Source organism: Dactylosporangium vinaceum (assembly GCF_019904175.1).
Lineage (GTDB): Bacteria > Actinomycetota > Actinomycetes > Mycobacteriales > Micromonosporaceae > Dactylosporangium > Dactylosporangium vinaceum.
On sequence record NZ_CP061913.1, the window covers coordinates 5,872,570 to 5,888,300 of the forward strand.

The following is a 15,731-nucleotide window of genomic DNA, read 5'->3' on the forward strand; positions in this document are numbered from 1 at the left end:
GCAGCGGCCGGCCCACGACGTGGCGGGCGCCGGTGAGGCTTCGCGCGTTCCCCGATCTTGCGTGAGAGCATGGCCGCGTGCAAACCGGACGGCTCCGTGCGTGGCGGCACGACCTGCATCGCATCCCCGAGCTCGGCCTGCGGGAGCACCGCACCGCCGACTACCTGGCCGGCGTCCTGACCGCGCTCGGCCTGCACGTGACCCGCGGCGTCGGCGGCACCGGCCTGGTCGCCACCCTGCGCCGCGGCGACGGCGGCGCCGCGGTCGGGCTGCGGGCCGACATGGACGGGTTGCCGCTTGCCGAGCGGGGGGAGCGGGCCTACCGGTCGGTCCACGACGGGGTGATGCACGCCTGTGGGCACGACGGGCACATGGCGATGGTGCTGGGTGCGGCGGCGGTCCTGGCGGACGAGGGCGGCTTCGACGGTACCGTCCAAATGATCTTCCAGCCCGCCGAGGAGCACGGCCTCGGCGCGAAGGCGATGCTTGCCGACGGGCTGCTCGAGCGGTTCCCCGTCGATGCGATCTTCGGGGTGCACAACATGCCCGGGCACCCGGCCGGGTGGCTGGCCACGCGGGCCGGCGGGCTGATGGCCGGCGAGGACAACTTCGAGATCCGGGTGCTGGGGCGGGGCGGGCACGCGGCGCGGCCGCAGATGGTGGTCGACCCGATCGTCATCGCGGCCGAGATCGTCCTGGCGCTGCAGACCGTGGTGTCGCGCAGCGTCGACCCCGCCGAGCCGGCCGTCGTGTCCTGCACCGAGATCACCACCGACGGCGCCCGCAACGCGATCCCGGGCGAGGTGGTGATCCGCGGTGACACGCGCAGCTTCGCGCCGGACGTGCGGGTGCTGCTGGAGCGGCGGATCCGCGAGCTCGCGGCCGGGATCAGCGCGGCCCACGGCGGCAGCTGCGCGGTGCGCTACACCCACGAGTTCGAGCCGACAGTCAACGACCCGGGCGCCGTCGCGGCCGCACTGCACGCGGCCCGCCGCACCGTGCCGGCCGAACACGTCGTCGGCAACACGCCACAGTGGACGGCGAGCGAGGACTTCGGCGCGTTCCTGCAGGCGGTCCCCGGCTGCTTCATGCTGCTGGGCAACGGTGCCGGCAGCGCGCCGCTGCACAGCCCCGACTACGACTTCAACGACGACGTCCTCGAGATCGGCGTGCGGTACTACGTCAACCTCGTCCGGAGCCGGCAGCGATGACCGGCGATCCGGCCGCGTTCCACCGGACCCTGCCCGGCTACGCCCCGACCCGCCTGGCCGAGCTGCCCGCCCTGGCCCGCCGCGGCCGAGCCGCCCGCCTGTTCGCCAAGGACGAGTCCAACCGTTTCGGCCTGCCCGCCTTCAAGGCCCTCGGCGCGTCCTGGGCTTTGCACCGGGCGCTGCAGCGGCACGGCGGCGGCGGGCCGGCGACCATCGTGACGGCGACCGACGGCAATCACGGGCGGGCCGTCGCCCGGTTCGCCCGCGAGTTCGGGCGGCGGGCCCGGGTGTACGTGCCCGCGGGGGTGCCGGCGGCGGCGGTGGCGGCCATCCGCGCGGAGGGCGCCGAGGTCGTGGCGGTCGGCGGCGACTACGACCGGGCCGTGCGCACGGCCGCCGCGGACCCGGACGGGCTGCTCGTCCAGGACACGGCCTGGCACGGCTACGAGGAGATCCCCGGCTGGATCGTCGAGGGCTACTCGACGCTGTTCACCGAGCTCGACGAGCAGCTCGCGGCGGCCGGGGCCGGCCCGCCCGACCTGCTCGTCGTGCCGACCGGGGTCGGGTCGCTGCTGCAGGCCGCGCTCACGCATTACGGCCGGCCGACCCGGATCGTGAGCGTGGAGCCGGACACCGCCGCCTGCGTCAAGGCCAGCGTCGAGGCCGGGCGGCCGGTCACCGTCAGCACCGACGCGACGATCATGGCCGGCCTCAACTGCGGCACCGTGTCGACGCTGGCCTGGCCGCTCATCCGCGACCGGCTCGACGGGTGCGTGACGGTGAGCGACGCACGGGCCCGCGCGGCGATGGCCGACCTGGCCGCCGAGGGCGTCGCCGCCGGGCCGTGCGGCGCGGCCGCGCTGGCCGCACTGGCGCAGCTGCCCGCGCAGGGCGACGTCGTGCTGCTGATCACCGAGGGGGCGGCGGCCAACCCGGTGGCCCAGGACGGAGCCCAGGACAGGGCCCAGGACATGGCCTAGCGCTGGACGGCTGACCGGCCGGGCGCCGTCCGGCCGGGTGGCGGGGCGCCGAACGGCGGGAAGATCACGGCAATCGCGGAAACGGCCTTGTGACGACGGCCGTCGTTTCCATAGATTGACGCAATGCCGTGGGACCCACGGAGCGTCACGCTGGAGCGACGGGGAGTCTGATGACCACGCAGGGCTGGGGCGGACCGGGCGGGGAGCCGTGGGACCAGGCGTTGCACAACGTGCAGGCCGCGTACCGCAACGCGCGCGTCACCTACACGGAGCCCGACGAGTTCGCCGACGACAGCGTCACCTGGAAGCAGCTGCGGCCGCACACCGTACGCGCCGGCAACGTGGCCCTCGTGCTGTCGCTGCTCGTCCTCGTCATCATCTGCTGCACCTGCGGGCTGTTCTTCAACATCGGGCAGCAGGCGCAGGACCTCGACACGGCCCTCGCCGCGTCCACCGGGTCCGTCCTGGTGCCGATGATCGTGGCCGGGCTCGCGTTCGTGGCCTGGTGCGTGTCGCTGTTCTTCCCGATCAAGGAGCCGATCGCCGAATACTCGCTGCTCGTCGAGAACCGGGCCGCGGCCGCGCCGGCGGTGTACGGGTACATGCTGCAGTCGGCGGCGCAGCGGGCCCTGCCGTTCCCGATGGCGCCGGTGCGCATCGCCGGGCAGTACCTGCTGTCGTTCGGCGACACCCGCCTGCAGTCGCTCGTCGCCGTGCAGACGTACGGCACCGACCTGTACTTCGGCTGGACCATGTGGCGCTCCCGCTCCACCGTGCTGCTGATCGTCCACGCCCTGCGCGACGGCTTCCGGGCCCTTGCCGGCGGCGCCTCCTACCGCTCGGCCATCAACGGCGGCCGGACCCGGGCCCTGCGCGAGATCACGCACAGCATCACCCGCCTCGGCGTCCAGTCGGCCATCGCCGGGCTCGCCGCGACCGAGGAGACCAACCGGCTCGTCGCCACCACGCCCGAGGCGCCGATGCCGCCCGGCGTACAGCCGATCGTGCCCCCGACCATCGCCCCCGCGGCCGTGTACCCGCCGCAGTACCAGCAGCCGGTCACCGGCGCCTGGCCGCAGGTGAGTGCCCCGCCGTCGAGCGCGCCCCCGGCGTCCGGCCCGCCGTACGGGACGCAGCCGCCGCAGTGAGCGACCTCGTCCCCGCCCCGTATCTGCTCACCGGCCCGGACCGCGTCTGGGGCTGGGTCGCGCTGCGGATCACCGCGGCCGTCGACCTGTCGCGCCGCTCGGAGTACGCCCGCCTGGACGTCGCCGGGCGGCTCGCCCGCGCGGTCGGCGAGCAGGCCGCCTACCTCGGCCGGTTCCTTGCCCTCCCCGAGTCCGAGACCGTCGCGCTGCGCCTGCTGCATCACGAGCAAGGGCGCATCGAGGTGTACCTGCTGGGCCGCGTCGAGCAGCCGAGCGCCGACCTGGCCCGGCGCGCGGCGAGCACGCTCGCGGCCACCCTGGCGAGGGTCCCCGACCACGTGCGGGTCGAGCCGGTCCTCGACCCCGCCGAGGTCCGCGCCATCCTCAGCCCATTCGTGCCCCCGCCCGGCGGCCTGGCCCAGATCCGCAAGCGCATCCGCGTCGCCCGGCCCGAGCGCGTGGACGCGGGCGTGCCCACGTACGTCGCCGTCGAGCCGTTCGGCCGCCAGCCGCACTCGTGGGAGGGGCTCCTCGACGCGGTCCGCCTGCACCCGACCCCGCTGGCCCTGTCGGTGGAGCTGACCGCCGGCGCGGTCCCGCCGCCGCTGCGCCGGATGCTGGAGATCGAGGCGACCCGCTACCGGCGCCTGGCCCAGCCCAGCGAGATCCCGGCCGACGTCGGCGGCCAGATCCAGCTGCCGGCCGACGGCGGCGCCGTGACCATCGAGCCCTACTACCTCGATGCGCTGCGGCGCTACGACGGACGGGTCTTCCGCTTCGGCGTGACGGTGGCCGGGGCCGAGCCGCTGCCGGAGTCGCTCGTGGGGCAGCTGGGCGCGACCGTGAGCCCGCCGCCGGCGGCCCAGCCGGACCGCGACGACCCGCAGAGCGTCCTGAGCGGATTCACCGTCGCCCGGCCGGATCACCAGGCCCGGCACGACGCCCTCGTGCGCGGCTTCACGACGCTGCAGCCGGTCGACTGGGACAGCGACGACCTGGCCGCACTGCTGCGGGCCGAGTCGGCGCCCGGCCGGTCCTCGCCCCGCCTGACGCTGTTCGCGCTGCGGGTGCTCGTCGACCGCGACGAGGCGGCGAGCCTGTTCCGGCTGCCCCTGGCGCTGGAGGGCCACGTGCCCGGGGTCGCCGTCGTGGCGCCGCGCGACCAGGTCCGGGTCGTCGCCGCGCCCGCGGGCCCGGCCCTGCTGCTGGGCCGCCAGCCCGGCGCGGGCGCCGAGGGCGAGGTCGGGTTCGCGGTCGCGGACCTGCCCCGGCACGGGTTCATCGTCGGCACGCCCGGCTCCGGCAAGACGAACACCGCCCTGCACCTGTGCCGGCAGCTGCGCGGCCACGGCGTGCCGTTCGCCGTCATCGAGCCGGTCAACGCCGCCCTCGACGACTACCGCTGGCTGGCCACCCTCGAGGACTTCGACGACCTGCTGATCTTCACCGTCGGCGACGACGAGGTGGCGCCGTTTCGCCTCAACCCCTTCCAGGTGCCGGACGGCGCGACCGTCACGTCGCACGTGTCGAACCTCCTGGCGTGCTTCGAGGCGGCCTTCGGGCTGTGGGACCCGCTGCCCTTCCTGTACCGCCGGGCGCTCGTCGAGACCTACCGGCGCCGCGGCTACCACGCGACCTACCGGGCCCGCCCCGCCGACGCGAACTGGCCGGTGCTGCCCGAGTTCGCCGGTGTGCTCGCCGAGGTCGTGGAGCAGCTCGGATACCAGGGCGAGACCCACGCCAACATCGACGCCGCCGCCCGCCTGCGCGCCGAGGCCCTGGTCGAGGGCGCCTGCGGCACGACGCTGCACTGCCGCCGCTCCTACGACATCGGCGCGCTCATGCACCGCCCGGTCGTCTTCGAGCTCGCCGGCGTCGGCGACAACGCCAAGGAGCAGTCCCTCATCACGCTGCTGCTCATCACGGCGATGCGCGGCTGGTACCGCCAGCACCGCCGCTCCACCGACGCCCCGCACGTCGTCCTGCTCGAAGAGGCCCACCGCGTCTTCCCCCGCGCCGCACCGCAGACCGGCGGCGGCGACCAGAAGGAGGGCAACGCGCAGGCCCTGGCGGCCGAGCGGATCGCCCAGGGGCTCGCCGAGGACCGCAAGTACCGGGAGTCGTACCTGCTCATCGACCAGCAGGTGGGGAAGGTCGCCGAGGACGCGTACAAGATCACGAATTTGAAGATCATGCACCGCACCGCCGCCTCGGAGGACCGCGAGCTGCTCGGCTCCACCATGGCCATGCACGACGACCAGATCCAGGCCGCCGCGGCACTGCGCCCGTTCGAGGCGATCGTGTCGCACAACGCCCTGGATCAGGCGGTCCTGCTGGCGGTGCCGGACGTGCGCCGCGAGGACGCCAGACGCCGCAACCAGCCGGAGGCCCCGCTCGCCGACGACGCCGACCTCCGGGCCCGCTTCACCGCCTGGCAGGCGTCGGAGTCCAGTGTGGAGGATGCGCTCGCGCCCTACGCCGAATGCTTCGAGTGCCGCCACCGCTGCGCCTTCCGCCCCCGCGCCGAGGCCGTCCTCGGCGGCGCGACCGGCGTCTCGGCCGCCGGCGACCTGCTGGCCGGCCTGGGTACCGCGGCCTGGTTCGACGCCCTGCCGGCGCGGCTCGACGCGCTCGGCGGCACGGTGCCGGCCGCGCCGGACGGGGCCGATGCGCCGCGGTGGCGCCAGGACTACCGGATGTGCGTGTTCATCCACGCGTTCCGCCGCAGGTATCCGCCGGCCGTCTGGACCGACAACGACCGCCGCTCCTCGGTGAACTGGGCCCGCGACGTGCGCAAGGCGGTCGACGACCATGGGTGACCGGCCCGGCGAACTGACCCCGCTCGAACCCTCGGCACTCGCCTCCGCCGCGGGCGCCGACACCGTGCCTCAGCGCGGCGACCCCGCGGACTTCACCGCGGCCCTGTCCGACGCGGCCGGCTCCGCGGCGGCCCTGTCCGACGCGGCCGGCTCCGCGGCGGCCCTGTCCGACGCGTCCGGTGCTGCGGCGGCCCTGTCCGACGCGTCCGGTGCTGCGGCGGGTCTGTCCGATGCGGCCGGCGGGGTGGCTGGGCGGGATGCGGTGCCGCTGTCGCCGTTGGAGGGCACGGCCGGCCTGTCCGATGCGGCCGGTTCCGCGGCAGGGCGGGATACGGTGCCGCGGTCGCCGTTGGAGGGCACGGCGGGCCTGTCCGATGCGGCCGGTGCTGCGGCGGGTCTGTCCGACGCGGCGGGCGCGGTGGCGGGGCGGGATGCGGCGCCGCGGTCGCCGCTGGAGGGCGCGGCGGGTGTCGCCGACGCGGCAGGCGTTGTGGCGGGCCGGGACACGGTGCCGTTCCGTGGTGACGCCGATGCCCTCCCGGACGCTCCCGGCCGGACGCTCGGCGATGCGGTTCGCGCCGTCGAGGGCCCCGCGGAGGCGCCGGATCAGCTCGAGCCCGCCCCGGTTGAAGCGGCCGGGCCGGCGCTGGAGCAGGACCTCGGCGCGCTCATCGACACCGCCGGGCTGTCCCGGGAGCCGCGGGCCGACGCCCGGCAGCGCGCCGACGACCGCCCGGAGTGAGCCGACCGGACCCTCGTCGCGTGACGACGTGCGGCCGAGTGCCGGTGGCGTGGCCGGTCGACCCCCGCGCCGCCCTGGAGCACGCACTGTCCGACGGCGCCAACCCCGCCGCCCGCCACAGGAGCCTGCATGGGAGCCGGGGTCGGCGTTGGGTGACGCCTGGCTGGACCGGCGCCGGGGCGGGGTGGGGGCTGTGTGATGCTCGACGGGTGATTGTCGAGTTCGAGTCCCGGCTCTGGCAGTGGGACGCCCGCCAGGGTGACAGCTGGTACTTCGTCTCCCTCCCGGCCGACCGCTCCGAGGAGATCCGCGAACTGACCGCCGGCACCCGCCGCGGCTTCGGCTCCGTCCGCGTCCGCGCCCAGGTCGGCGCCACCATCTGGCGGACCTCGATCTTCCCGAGCGCCGACGGCCCGTACGTCCTGCCGATGAAGCAGGCCGTCCGCAAGGCCCAGCACCTCGACCGCGACGACCTCGTCACCGCCACCGTGGAGATCCTCGACCTGTAGTTGCCGGGCGGGCCTACGCTGAGCGTCGATGCCACCTGTCCTGCTGTCGCTCGGGTTCGCGGTGCTCGTGGTCGCCGCGCACCTCGGGTTCGTGTGGCTCGTGACGGCGGTGCGGTCGCGGCCCCGGGCCATCGTGGCCGGGGCGGCCACGCCGGAGTTGCGGGACGAGTCGCCGGCCGTGGTGAACCTGCTCGTGAACCGGCTGCGGCCGACCCGGGTGGCCAGCGCGACGCTGCTCGATCTGGCGGCGCGGCGGGTGGTCGAGCTGTTCGCGGCCGGGGACGAACTGTTGGTCCGGGTCCGGGGGCCGCAGCCGGCCGGGTTGGCGGCGCACGAGCGGCGGGTGTTCGAGCGCGTCGCGCGGGTGGCGGGCGATTCGGCGGTACCACTGCAGCGGCTTCTGCAACGGCATGCCGGAGGTGGGCGGCGCTGGACCGGGTGGCTCGGGCGGGAAGCGCGGTTCGAGGCCCGGCGGCTCGGGCTCGTGGGCGGGCACGAACGGTTCATGCCGGTGACCGCCATCGTGTCGGGCGCGCTGCTCGCCCTGGCCGTCGTGCCGCTGGTGCCGGCCGGCGCGGCGCTGCAGGCGTGGGCGTGTGTGGCGGCGTTCGCATGGCTGCCGCTGTTCATCCTCGACGCCGCGCTCGTCGACGACCGCGACCGGCTCACCGCGCAGGGGCGGGCCGCGGCCGCACACTGGCTCGGCGTGGCGGCGTGGCTGCGCGCCCACGAGAGCCTGCGCGACCTGCCACCCGAGGCCGTCGCGGTGTGGGACCGCTACCTCGCGTACGGTGTGGCGCTCGACGTCTTCCAGCACGCCGCCCAGTCCCTCGACTTCGAGACCGTGGGCCGCGACGACGAGCTGTGGTCCGACGTGACCGGGACCGAGCGGCTCGTGCGCGTGCGGTACTGGCGCCGCAGCCGCATCCTCGCCCCGCTGGGCCAGGTCGACGCCCGCGCCCGGCTGATCTGGTCGGCGCTGTCCATCCCGGCGTGGGCCCTCATCGCCGGCCTGGCCATGGGCATCGGCTCCGCGGGCGTACGCCTCGCCGTCCTGCTGCTCGCCGCCTCCCAGCTGCTCCGGCACGTGTACCGCGCCGCCCGCTCCGCCTTCGACGTCCTGCGCCCGCTGGAGGTGACGGGCACCATCCTCGACATCACGCTCAACAGCCACGTCCCGGTCGACACGGCCGGCATCACCGACGTCCCGTCCTCCTACTGCTTCGTCGTCGACGACGGCCGCACCGACCGCCTCACGCCGTGGCTGGTGAACCGGGACCTGGCCGGCGCCCGCAAGCACTTCGGCAACGACCCGCAGGCGCTCGTGGCCGCGATCCGCCACGTCGGCTACCGCCCGGGCGACCGCGTCCGCCTGGTCGGCCAGCGCTACAGCCGCTACGTCCGCTCCCTGCGCCGCGTCCGCTAGGCCGTGACCAGGACGGGTTGGGGCGCGGATGTACAACGATCGCCGTTTGTGCTGCGCACTGCGTGGAAAGTTCATATCCGACCGCAGTCGGCCGCGCGCCGCCCCGATGGGAAGGCGTGGTCCAGGGACGGGACGCTCATGCGAGACGGAATCCGTTGGCGATCTAGCTCCTACTTCTATCGAAGGATGCAGGTCGACTGACAGAACGTCACCTCCAATTCGCCGAACGTCAGAGAAAGATCGTCGCGCGGTGGAGAGGGACGGTCCGATCGGCTATGCGCCGAGTGGAGATGATTGACTATGGTCGAACGGCGCGGCTGGGCGCCGGCCGGTTCGAACGTAGATATGGCGCGGTTGAGGAAGGCGGCGACCGTCCGTGGGCATATTCAACAGTGCAGGCTACAACCTCACGACACTCGTGATAGCACTTCTTGCGCTCGCGGTCGGCGCTCTGGGTGTCTGGTATGCGCGGCGGGCGCTATTTCCGCCGAAACGAAGGCTGGCGTTTTATTCGTTGCCACCTGCGCCGTTACTCTCCGGCGATGCGGCTTCTGCGGCTGGAATCAGTGTCAGCCATGAACGGCAAGTGCTAAATGACCCGCACCTGGTCACGATATCAGTCGAAAACACCGGCCGTCACGACGTCAGTTCGGCCCAATTTGACGGCGGTCGACCTATTACGATCGATCTGGACTCGCCGATAAAGGCGATTCTGAAGGTGTCCACAACCCCGCATGGGGGAACCTACCGTCATAGCGTCTCGGGCCGAAGCCTGTCGATCGGCCCAGACCTGCTGAAGGTCGGAAGTCTACTGACCGTCCAGGCGTTGACAGAAGGCCGCCCGGCGATCGAAAAACTGGAAGACCGCGCTACAGGGCACCTTCTTGACGTCGACTTGGAGTTCAAGGATCAGCATCCAGCGAATCGCGAATTCAATAGATTGGCGCGCGTGTGGACATTGGTCGGCGCCGTCGCTGGAATAGCGTCGCTCATTTTCGTCATCCTCACCTACGTCTATGCGGTCTCAGGCGCCTCGGTCTCCCTGTCTCCAGACAATGGGCCAGCCGGAACTCGGGTCATCCTGTCAGGTGGTCGGGCAGAAAAATTCGCAATCGTGTCTGCATGGATTCCTGAAGACTCTATCGCCGGATCGCTCCTGGATGTCCACTCGCCCGGTTCGGATACGAGTCCTAGGGCCTCCGGCTCTAGTGGCGCGCCGTCGATGGAAGATACGACAGATACTCGGCCAAAGGTTTTTAGTCTAGGCCAGACTCAGGCGGACGAACACGGCGATTTTCAGCTGGCGTTCGTAGTTCCGCAAGGGTTACTGAAGGGTCCGGTAGAAATTGACGTATCGTTGCGTGCGAGTGGTAGTACCAGCTATAAATATTTGGTATTTCATGTAAGGTAGAGCAACTTGGTCGAAGTCGCTCGTTGTGCCGGCAAGCCTGCCCGCGGCCAGCTTAGGCAAGGTCTTCGAGGCAGTGTTTCGTAAGGCGTGGATGTGGTGGTGATCGACAACTGAGTGACCTTCATTGTGATGGTGCTGGTCAGGGGGCACCGCAGACATGGTCAGTGGCCCTGCCAGAGGAGGCGTCCTTCTATACCAGTCGGATCGACGAAGGCGTAACCAACGCCGGCATCGCCGAAGCTGACCTGTAATGGCAGGGTCATCGCGTGAAGTTGCACTATCAGCCGCCAGCCGGGCGCAGGGAGATCCTCGGCCTGCAGCCATTCCGGCTGACCCCCCAGGAACTGCATCGCGCGCTCGGCATCCGCGAACGGCTGCTCGACCATGACATGGTCTGGACCGATTGTCGGGCCGTCGGCGTCTGAGCAGACTGGGATCCGTGTGGGTGTGTCACGGTAGGCGCGCTGGAGTCGAGGCAGCCGGCCGCCGGGCTGGACGATCACCGCGTTCTCACCGCCTTCGGGCTCGGCGGAGTAGTCAGCACCACGTGCGGCATCAGTCATGAACACATATGCCAGGGCGCCGCTGGGCCCAACGTCGGCCGGCAACGGGAACTGCCCGATGAACCACATCGGGGTACCCATGTCACGCGAGAGCGGCCACTGTGGTGCTTCCAGCCATACCGGCTGCCCTCCCAACTTCGGCACAGGCTCACGAACCGGTCCGACAGCCGGTAAGAACTCAATCCTGGTGCGCATGTTCCTCCGCCTGCTTTGGACGGCTTCGCAGCTGATCCTGTCAGAACGCTGCTGGTCAGCGATGGTGTGGTGGGCTGAGATCGACGTAGGGCGAGGCTCCCGGTAAGACAGCTGTCGACCAGGACTCGATGCCCCGACCAGGAGCTTCGTTGCCGGCCTACCCTGCCACGATCACACTGTCCACCCGTACCCTCAACCAGCTCGCGAACCTAATCCGCCAACAACGTCGCCAGCGTCGCAGCCGATGGCGGCGGCTGCAGCCAGGCGACCAAGCGCCGCTGGTCCTGGCCTACCTGCGCAACGGCGACTCCTACGTCCAGCTCGCCGCCGGCTTCGCCATCGGCACCAGCACCGCCTGGCGCTACGTCCAAGAAGGCATCCACCTGCTCACGAACCTCGCCGACGACGTCGCCGCGGCTGCACGCCGCGCGGCCCGGCTGGCTTACGCCATCCTCGACGGCACACTCATCCCGATCGACCGTGTAGCGAACCAGCGCCCGCAGTACTCCGGCAAGCACAAGCGTCACGGCGTCAACGTGCAAGTGCTCGCCGACCCCGCCGGACGCCTCGTCTGGGTCTCACCCGCGCTGCCCGGCGAGGTCCACGACCTGACCGCTGATCGCGTGCACGGCTTGGTTGACACGCTCACCGCCCGCGATGTAACGGTCCTAGCCGACAAGGGCTACCAGGGCGCCGGCGGCACGATCCGCACACCGTACAAGCGTCATCGCCACCGGCCCCGCCTCTCCCGCCGGCAACGCGCCGTCAACCGCACCCACGCCCGCGTCCGCGGCATCGGCGAACGCGCGGTCGCCACGCTCAAAAGCTGGAAGACCCTGACCAAACTGCGCTGCTGCCCACGCCACGCCACCGCCATCGTGCAGGCCATCAACGTCCTGCACCACATCGAGGCCAACCGTTACCGACGATGAAAATGGCTCGCTAGTCTCCGATAGGTGGTTGAGCGACCAAGCAAACCGAATACCAGACTGGAGACCTCGTGCCGAGCGTAGCGGCAGCGAGGCGCAACGACCTGGCCGACGCGCAGTGGGCTTTGCTGGAGTCGTTGCTGCCTGGGTCGTGGGCGTCCGCGGAGATCGGCTAGCATGGATGTCGTGGCTGGGATCCGGTGGCGGGTCCGGACCGGAGTGCCGTGGCGGGATGTTCTGCCGGTGTATGCGCCGTGGCAGACGTTGTGTCGGTGGCTTCGACGCTGGCAGGGTGACGGGATCTGGGCTCGGGTTCTGACGGCGTTGCAGGCCGTTGGTGACGCGGCTGGGAGCGTCGGCTGGGCGGTGAGTATGGACTCCACGGTGAGCCGGGTGCACCATCATGCGGCGGTGCCCGCCGGGATGGTCATCCGTAGCAGGTGCCGCCGGGTGGGGTGCGGCAGGAGCCGGGAGAACATGGGCTCGAGCGTTCACGCGGTGTGTTGACCACGAAGACGCATTTGGCTTATGCGCAGAGAAGGAAGATCCTCGCGGTGGTCGTCACGGCTGTTCAGCGGGGTGATAGCCCGCAGTTCGTGCCGATCCTGGAACGGATCAGGGCGCACCGGATAGGCCCGCCGGCCGCGAACCCGTCCGGATCTGGTGCTGGCGGACAAGGCATACACGAGCAGGCACAACCGCGGCTACGCGCGTCGGCGCCGCATCACGGCGTGCGTCCCCAGCAAGGCCGACCAGGGGGCGCCCCGCAAAGCCGAAGGGGTCAACGACGGTCTTGTGCCCGCCTTTGACCCCGTCGTCTATCGCCTGCGTCAGGCCGTGGAGTGCGGGATCAACCAGCTCGAACAGCACCCAGCACGGCCACCAGGTACGACAAGCTCGCCGTACGATCTCAGGCCACCGTCACCATCGCCGCCAGGCGTCCCTTGGCCGCCGCCGGTGTATTTGTGAGGTCAGCCGGCGCGGCGGCGCATGCCCTCGGCCAAGGGGGCGTCGTCGAGGGCGCCGGCGGCCAGGCGGGTGCGGACCGTGCGGGTGACCAGGGCGGCGGCCAGGGCGGGGAAGTGTCTGGCCACGGCCAGCTCGACGCGGCCGCGGGGGGTCGTGGCGAGGTCGCGGGGCGGGCGGGTGGCGGTGGCGGCGTGGAGGATCGCGTCGATCACGCCCGAGACCGGCTCGTAGCGGGAGACGCCCTCCAGGGACAGGCCGGCGCTGGCGGTCGGGGCGTGGATCGGGGAGGCGACCATGCTCGGGTACACGACGCTGACGCCGATGTGGGTGCCGACCTCCAGGCGCAGCGCGTCGGCGTAGGCGGTCAGGGCGCGTTTGCTGACACCGTACGCGGCGGCGAGGGGCAGCGGGAGCAGGGCCATGCGGCTGGCCACGAAGACCACGCGGCCGCGGGAGCGCTCCAGGAGCGCGACGGTGGCGGCGGTGGTGCGCCAGGCGGCCAGGAGGTTGACCTCGAGCTGGCGGCGGACCTCCTCGCCGGGTGGGAGCTCGGCCGGGGCCGGGCCGCCCACGCCGGCGTTGTTCACCAGCAGGTCGAGGCCGCCGAGGAGGTCGGCGGCGACGGCGACGGCCCGCGGCACGGCATCGTCCGACGTCAGGTCGCACTGCAGGATCGGGGCGGGGCCTGTCGCGGTGGCGACCCGGTCGAGGCCGACCACGTGGGCGCCGGCGGCGAGCAGGCGGTCGGTCAATGCCCGGCCGAACGTCCCCGCAGCGCCCGTGATGAGCACCCGCCGTCCGTGCAGTGTCAGTGCCACGTCACGCTCCCTGGTTGGGCGCCGGCCCGGGCCCGGCGGTGTCCGGCTTCGAGCTCGGCGGCGGCCTCGGCGAGGTACTCGTCGAAGTCGATGCGCATGGCCGGGCGGCGCTCGCCCCAGCGGTCGCGGGCCCGGCGCAGGTGGCGCTCGCAGTCGGCGCGCTGCTCGGCCGGGGATGGCAGCGCGTAGCGGCCGGACAGGAACGCGGCGACCAGGCGGGCCTGGGCCTCGACGATCGGGAAGGCGGCGCCCGTCGACTGCATGAGGCCCACGAAGAACAGGCCGTGGGAGTCGAGGTGGAAGATCCGGCGATACAGCGGGAGCGCGTCGGTCACGGACGGGAGGAACGGCAGCTCGACGCGGTACCCGGTGCACCACACGATCAGGTCCACCTCGTCGCGGTGGCCGTCGGTGAACACGACCGAGCCGCCGTCGAAGCGGTCGATGCCCGGGCGCACCGCGAGCTCCCCGTGCGTGATCCGCGGCAGCAGCGCGTCGGACAGCGTCGGGTGGTCCTGCAGGAACCCGTGTGCCGGTGCCGGGAGCCCGTAGCGCTGCGGCGGGCCGACCGCGGTGCGCAGGATCCGCTCGCTGATGCGCTGCCGCAGCCGCCAGGGCAGGCGCCGGGCGAGGGCGCCGTTGAGGGTGTCGGACGGGCGGCCCAGGAGGTACTTCGGCACCACCCACACGCCCCGGCGCAGCGAGAGCAGTGCGCGCGCGGCGGTGTGGGAGGCGTCCACGGCGATGTCCATCGCGGAGTTCCCGCCGCCCACGACCAGCACCCGGCGGCCCGCGAGCTGGGCCGGGTCGCGGTAGTCGTGGCTGTGCATCATGGCGCCGGTGAACTCGCCCGGATACATCGGGTCGGGCCGGCGGGGGATCGAGTTGTGGCCGGTGGCGACGACGACGGCCGGTGTCGTGTGCACGGTGCCCTCGGCGGTGGTGACCGCCCAGCCCTCGGCCGACGGTGTGACAGCGGTGACCCGCACGCCCGGCCGGACCGCGGCGAGCAGGTCGAACCCCGAGGCGTAGTCGGCCAGGTAGCGCGCGATGCGGGCGTGGTCGGGGTAGTCGGGCCACCCGGCCGGCATCGGGAAGTCGGCGAACTCGGTGCGGGTGCGGCTGGTGTTGAGGTGCAGGGTGCTGTAGGCGGAGGAGTCGGGTCCGCCGAGCACCCACAGCCCGCCGGGGCGCTCGCCCGCGTCCAGGCCGATCGCGGGGACCTGCCGGTCGCGCAGCGCCTTGAGGGTGGCGAGCCCGGCCGGGCCGGCGCCGATCACGACGACCGGTTTATCCAACACATGATGGATAATGCTCCCCGCCGGTAAATGCCGTCAAGCGGCCCCGTACATCCGCCGCAGCCATCGATGGGCGAACGTGCGCACCGCGCGCTGCCGGTCCGCGTCGGGGCCCTCGTGCAGCACCTGGACGGCGTGGGCGTGCAGTGCCCAGATGAGGCTGCGTACGGCGGTGTGCGGGGCGGGCTCGTGCAGGATCCCGGCCGCGTCGGCGGCGGCGAGCAGGCGGGCGACCTCGCCGTACAGCGGCGCGGCGTAACGCTCGTCCAGGCCCTCGTGCCCGGCCGGGTCGAGCCAGCGCCGCAGCCACAGCCCGGTGTTCTCCGGGTGTGCCTCCAGGAAGTCCACGAACGTGTCGACGAGCCGGTGCAGCACCGGCAGCACCGCGTCGGCGCCGCCGGGCAGGGCCAGCCGGGCGTCCTCGAGGACCGGGGCCAGCGCCGCCCGCTCGGCCGCGAAGACCACGCCGAAGCACGCCTCGTACAGCGCCGCCTTCCCGCCGGTGTGATGGTGCACGGTGGCCACGTCGACCCCGGCCGCCTCGGCGACCTGCCGCAGGCTCACCGCGGCGAAGCCGTGCCGGGCGAAGAGGCCGACCGCGACGAGCAGGATCGACTCCCGCGTCGCGGCGCGCTCGTCCCGCCGGGGACGGCCGGGGCCGCGGCGGGGGGTTTCACGCTGCTCCATCGGCGCCTAGTATCCATCAACCGTTG

Annotated in this window: 13 protein-coding genes and 1 pseudogene; 10 read left to right on the forward strand and 4 right to left on the reverse strand. The window is 72.4% G+C overall.

Going from position 1 to position 15,731, the window contains the following annotated elements; genetic code table 11:
- The first annotated feature begins 77 nt into the window (after positions 1-77).
- The 8 genes from Dvina_RS26400 (at position 78) to Dvina_RS26435 (ending at position 10,246) form a co-directional block, all read left to right on the forward strand.
- Positions 78-1,211 carry a M20 aminoacylase family protein gene (locus Dvina_RS26400; protein ID WP_223105131.1) on the forward strand — a complete coding sequence of 378 codons (1,134 nt, stop codon included), beginning with the start codon at positions 78-80 and terminating at the stop codon, positions 1,209-1,211.
- A complete protein-coding gene (locus tag Dvina_RS26405; protein WP_223105132.1) occupies positions 1,208-2,191 on the forward strand; it encodes a pyridoxal-phosphate dependent enzyme in 984 nt (327 codons plus the stop codon). The genes Dvina_RS26400 and Dvina_RS26405 overlap by 4 nt, the downstream gene beginning before the upstream one ends.
- 170 nt (positions 2,192-2,361) lie before the next feature.
- Complete coding sequence (locus tag Dvina_RS26410; RefSeq protein WP_223105133.1) at positions 2,362-3,339, forward strand: hypothetical protein; 978 nt, start codon at positions 2,362-2,364, stop codon at positions 3,337-3,339.
- Positions 3,336-6,158 (forward strand): ATP-binding protein, encoded by a 2,823-nt coding sequence (locus Dvina_RS26415; RefSeq protein WP_223105134.1) that lies wholly within the window; start codon positions 3,336-3,338, stop codon positions 6,156-6,158. Before Dvina_RS26410 ends, Dvina_RS26415 begins: the two co-directional genes overlap by 4 nt.
- Complete coding sequence (locus tag Dvina_RS26420; protein ID WP_223105135.1) at positions 6,151-6,900, forward strand: hypothetical protein; 750 nt, start codon at positions 6,151-6,153, stop codon at positions 6,898-6,900. Before Dvina_RS26415 ends, Dvina_RS26420 begins: the two co-directional genes overlap by 8 nt.
- 209 nt (positions 6,901-7,109) lie before the next feature.
- Complete coding sequence (locus Dvina_RS26425; RefSeq protein ID WP_223105136.1) at positions 7,110-7,409, forward strand: DUF1905 domain-containing protein; 300 nt, start codon at positions 7,110-7,112, stop codon at positions 7,407-7,409.
- A gap of 28 nt (positions 7,410-7,437) precedes the next feature.
- Positions 7,438-8,835, forward strand: coding sequence for a DUF2207 family protein (locus Dvina_RS26430; RefSeq protein ID WP_223105137.1), 1,398 nt, complete (start codon positions 7,438-7,440; stop codon positions 8,833-8,835).
- A 376-nt stretch (positions 8,836-9,211) separates the two neighbouring features.
- Positions 9,212-10,246 (forward strand): hypothetical protein, encoded by a 1,035-nt coding sequence (locus Dvina_RS26435; protein WP_223105138.1) that lies wholly within the window; start codon positions 9,212-9,214, stop codon positions 10,244-10,246.
- Positions 10,247-10,407: 161 nt separating this feature from the next.
- Here Dvina_RS26435 and Dvina_RS26440 read toward each other — a convergent pair whose 3' ends face one another.
- Positions 10,408-11,004: a DUF1963 domain-containing protein gene (locus Dvina_RS26440; RefSeq protein WP_484840531.1), complete on the reverse strand. Its 597-nt coding sequence runs from the start codon at positions 11,002-11,004 to the stop codon at positions 10,408-10,410.
- A 149-nt stretch (positions 11,005-11,153) separates the two neighbouring features.
- Between Dvina_RS26440 and Dvina_RS26445 the strand changes: the two genes are divergently transcribed.
- Positions 11,154-11,936, forward strand: a complete 783-nt coding sequence (locus Dvina_RS26445; protein WP_223105140.1) for a transposase family protein — start codon at positions 11,154-11,156, stop codon at positions 11,934-11,936.
- Positions 11,937-12,004: 68 nt separating this feature from the next.
- Positions 12,005-12,862: pseudogene (locus tag Dvina_RS26450) on the forward strand (IS5 family transposase); the annotation flags it as partial.
- A gap of 42 nt (positions 12,863-12,904) precedes the next feature.
- On the opposite strand, the gene Dvina_RS26455 reads toward Dvina_RS26450, so the two are convergent.
- From Dvina_RS26455 to Dvina_RS26465, 3 genes are read right to left on the reverse strand one after another with little or no spacing between them, the layout of a single operon-like run.
- Entirely contained in the window at positions 12,905-13,720 is an 816-nt protein-coding gene (locus Dvina_RS26455; protein WP_246656464.1) for an SDR family NAD(P)-dependent oxidoreductase, read from the reverse strand.
- Positions 13,711-15,021, reverse strand: coding sequence for a flavin-containing monooxygenase (locus Dvina_RS26460; protein ID WP_223105141.1), 1,311 nt, complete (start codon positions 15,019-15,021; stop codon positions 13,711-13,713). The genes Dvina_RS26455 and Dvina_RS26460 overlap by 10 nt, the downstream gene beginning before the upstream one ends.
- Before the next feature lie 33 nt (positions 15,022-15,054).
- Positions 15,055-15,705 (reverse strand): TetR/AcrR family transcriptional regulator, encoded by a 651-nt coding sequence (locus tag Dvina_RS26465; RefSeq protein ID WP_223105142.1) that lies wholly within the window; start codon positions 15,703-15,705, stop codon positions 15,055-15,057.
- Positions 15,706-15,731 lie beyond the last annotated feature (26 nt).

What these genes read in the sequence shown, in the direction of transcription:
- Dvina_RS26405 (WP_223105132.1), top strand. Translation starts at nt 1,208, where the DNA reads ATGACCGGCGATCCGGCCGCGTTCCACCGGACCCTGCCCGGCTACGCC.
- Dvina_RS26410 (WP_223105133.1), top strand. Translation starts at nt 2,362, where the DNA reads ATGACCACGCAGGGCTGGGGCGGACCGGGCGGGGAGCCGTGGGACCAG.
- Dvina_RS26420 (WP_223105135.1), top strand. Translation starts at nt 6,151, where the DNA reads ATGGGTGACCGGCCCGGCGAACTGACCCCGCTCGAACCCTCGGCACTC.
- Dvina_RS26430 (WP_223105137.1), top strand. Translation starts at nt 7,438, where the DNA reads ATGCCACCTGTCCTGCTGTCGCTCGGGTTCGCGGTGCTCGTGGTCGCC.
- Dvina_RS26440 (WP_484840531.1), bottom strand. Translation starts at nt 11,004, where the DNA reads ATGCGCACCAGGATTGAGTTCTTACCGGCTGTCGGACCGGTTCGTGAG.
- Dvina_RS26465 (WP_223105142.1), bottom strand. Translation starts at nt 15,705, where the DNA reads ATGGAGCAGCGTGAAACCCCCCGCCGCGGCCCCGGCCGTCCCCGGCGG.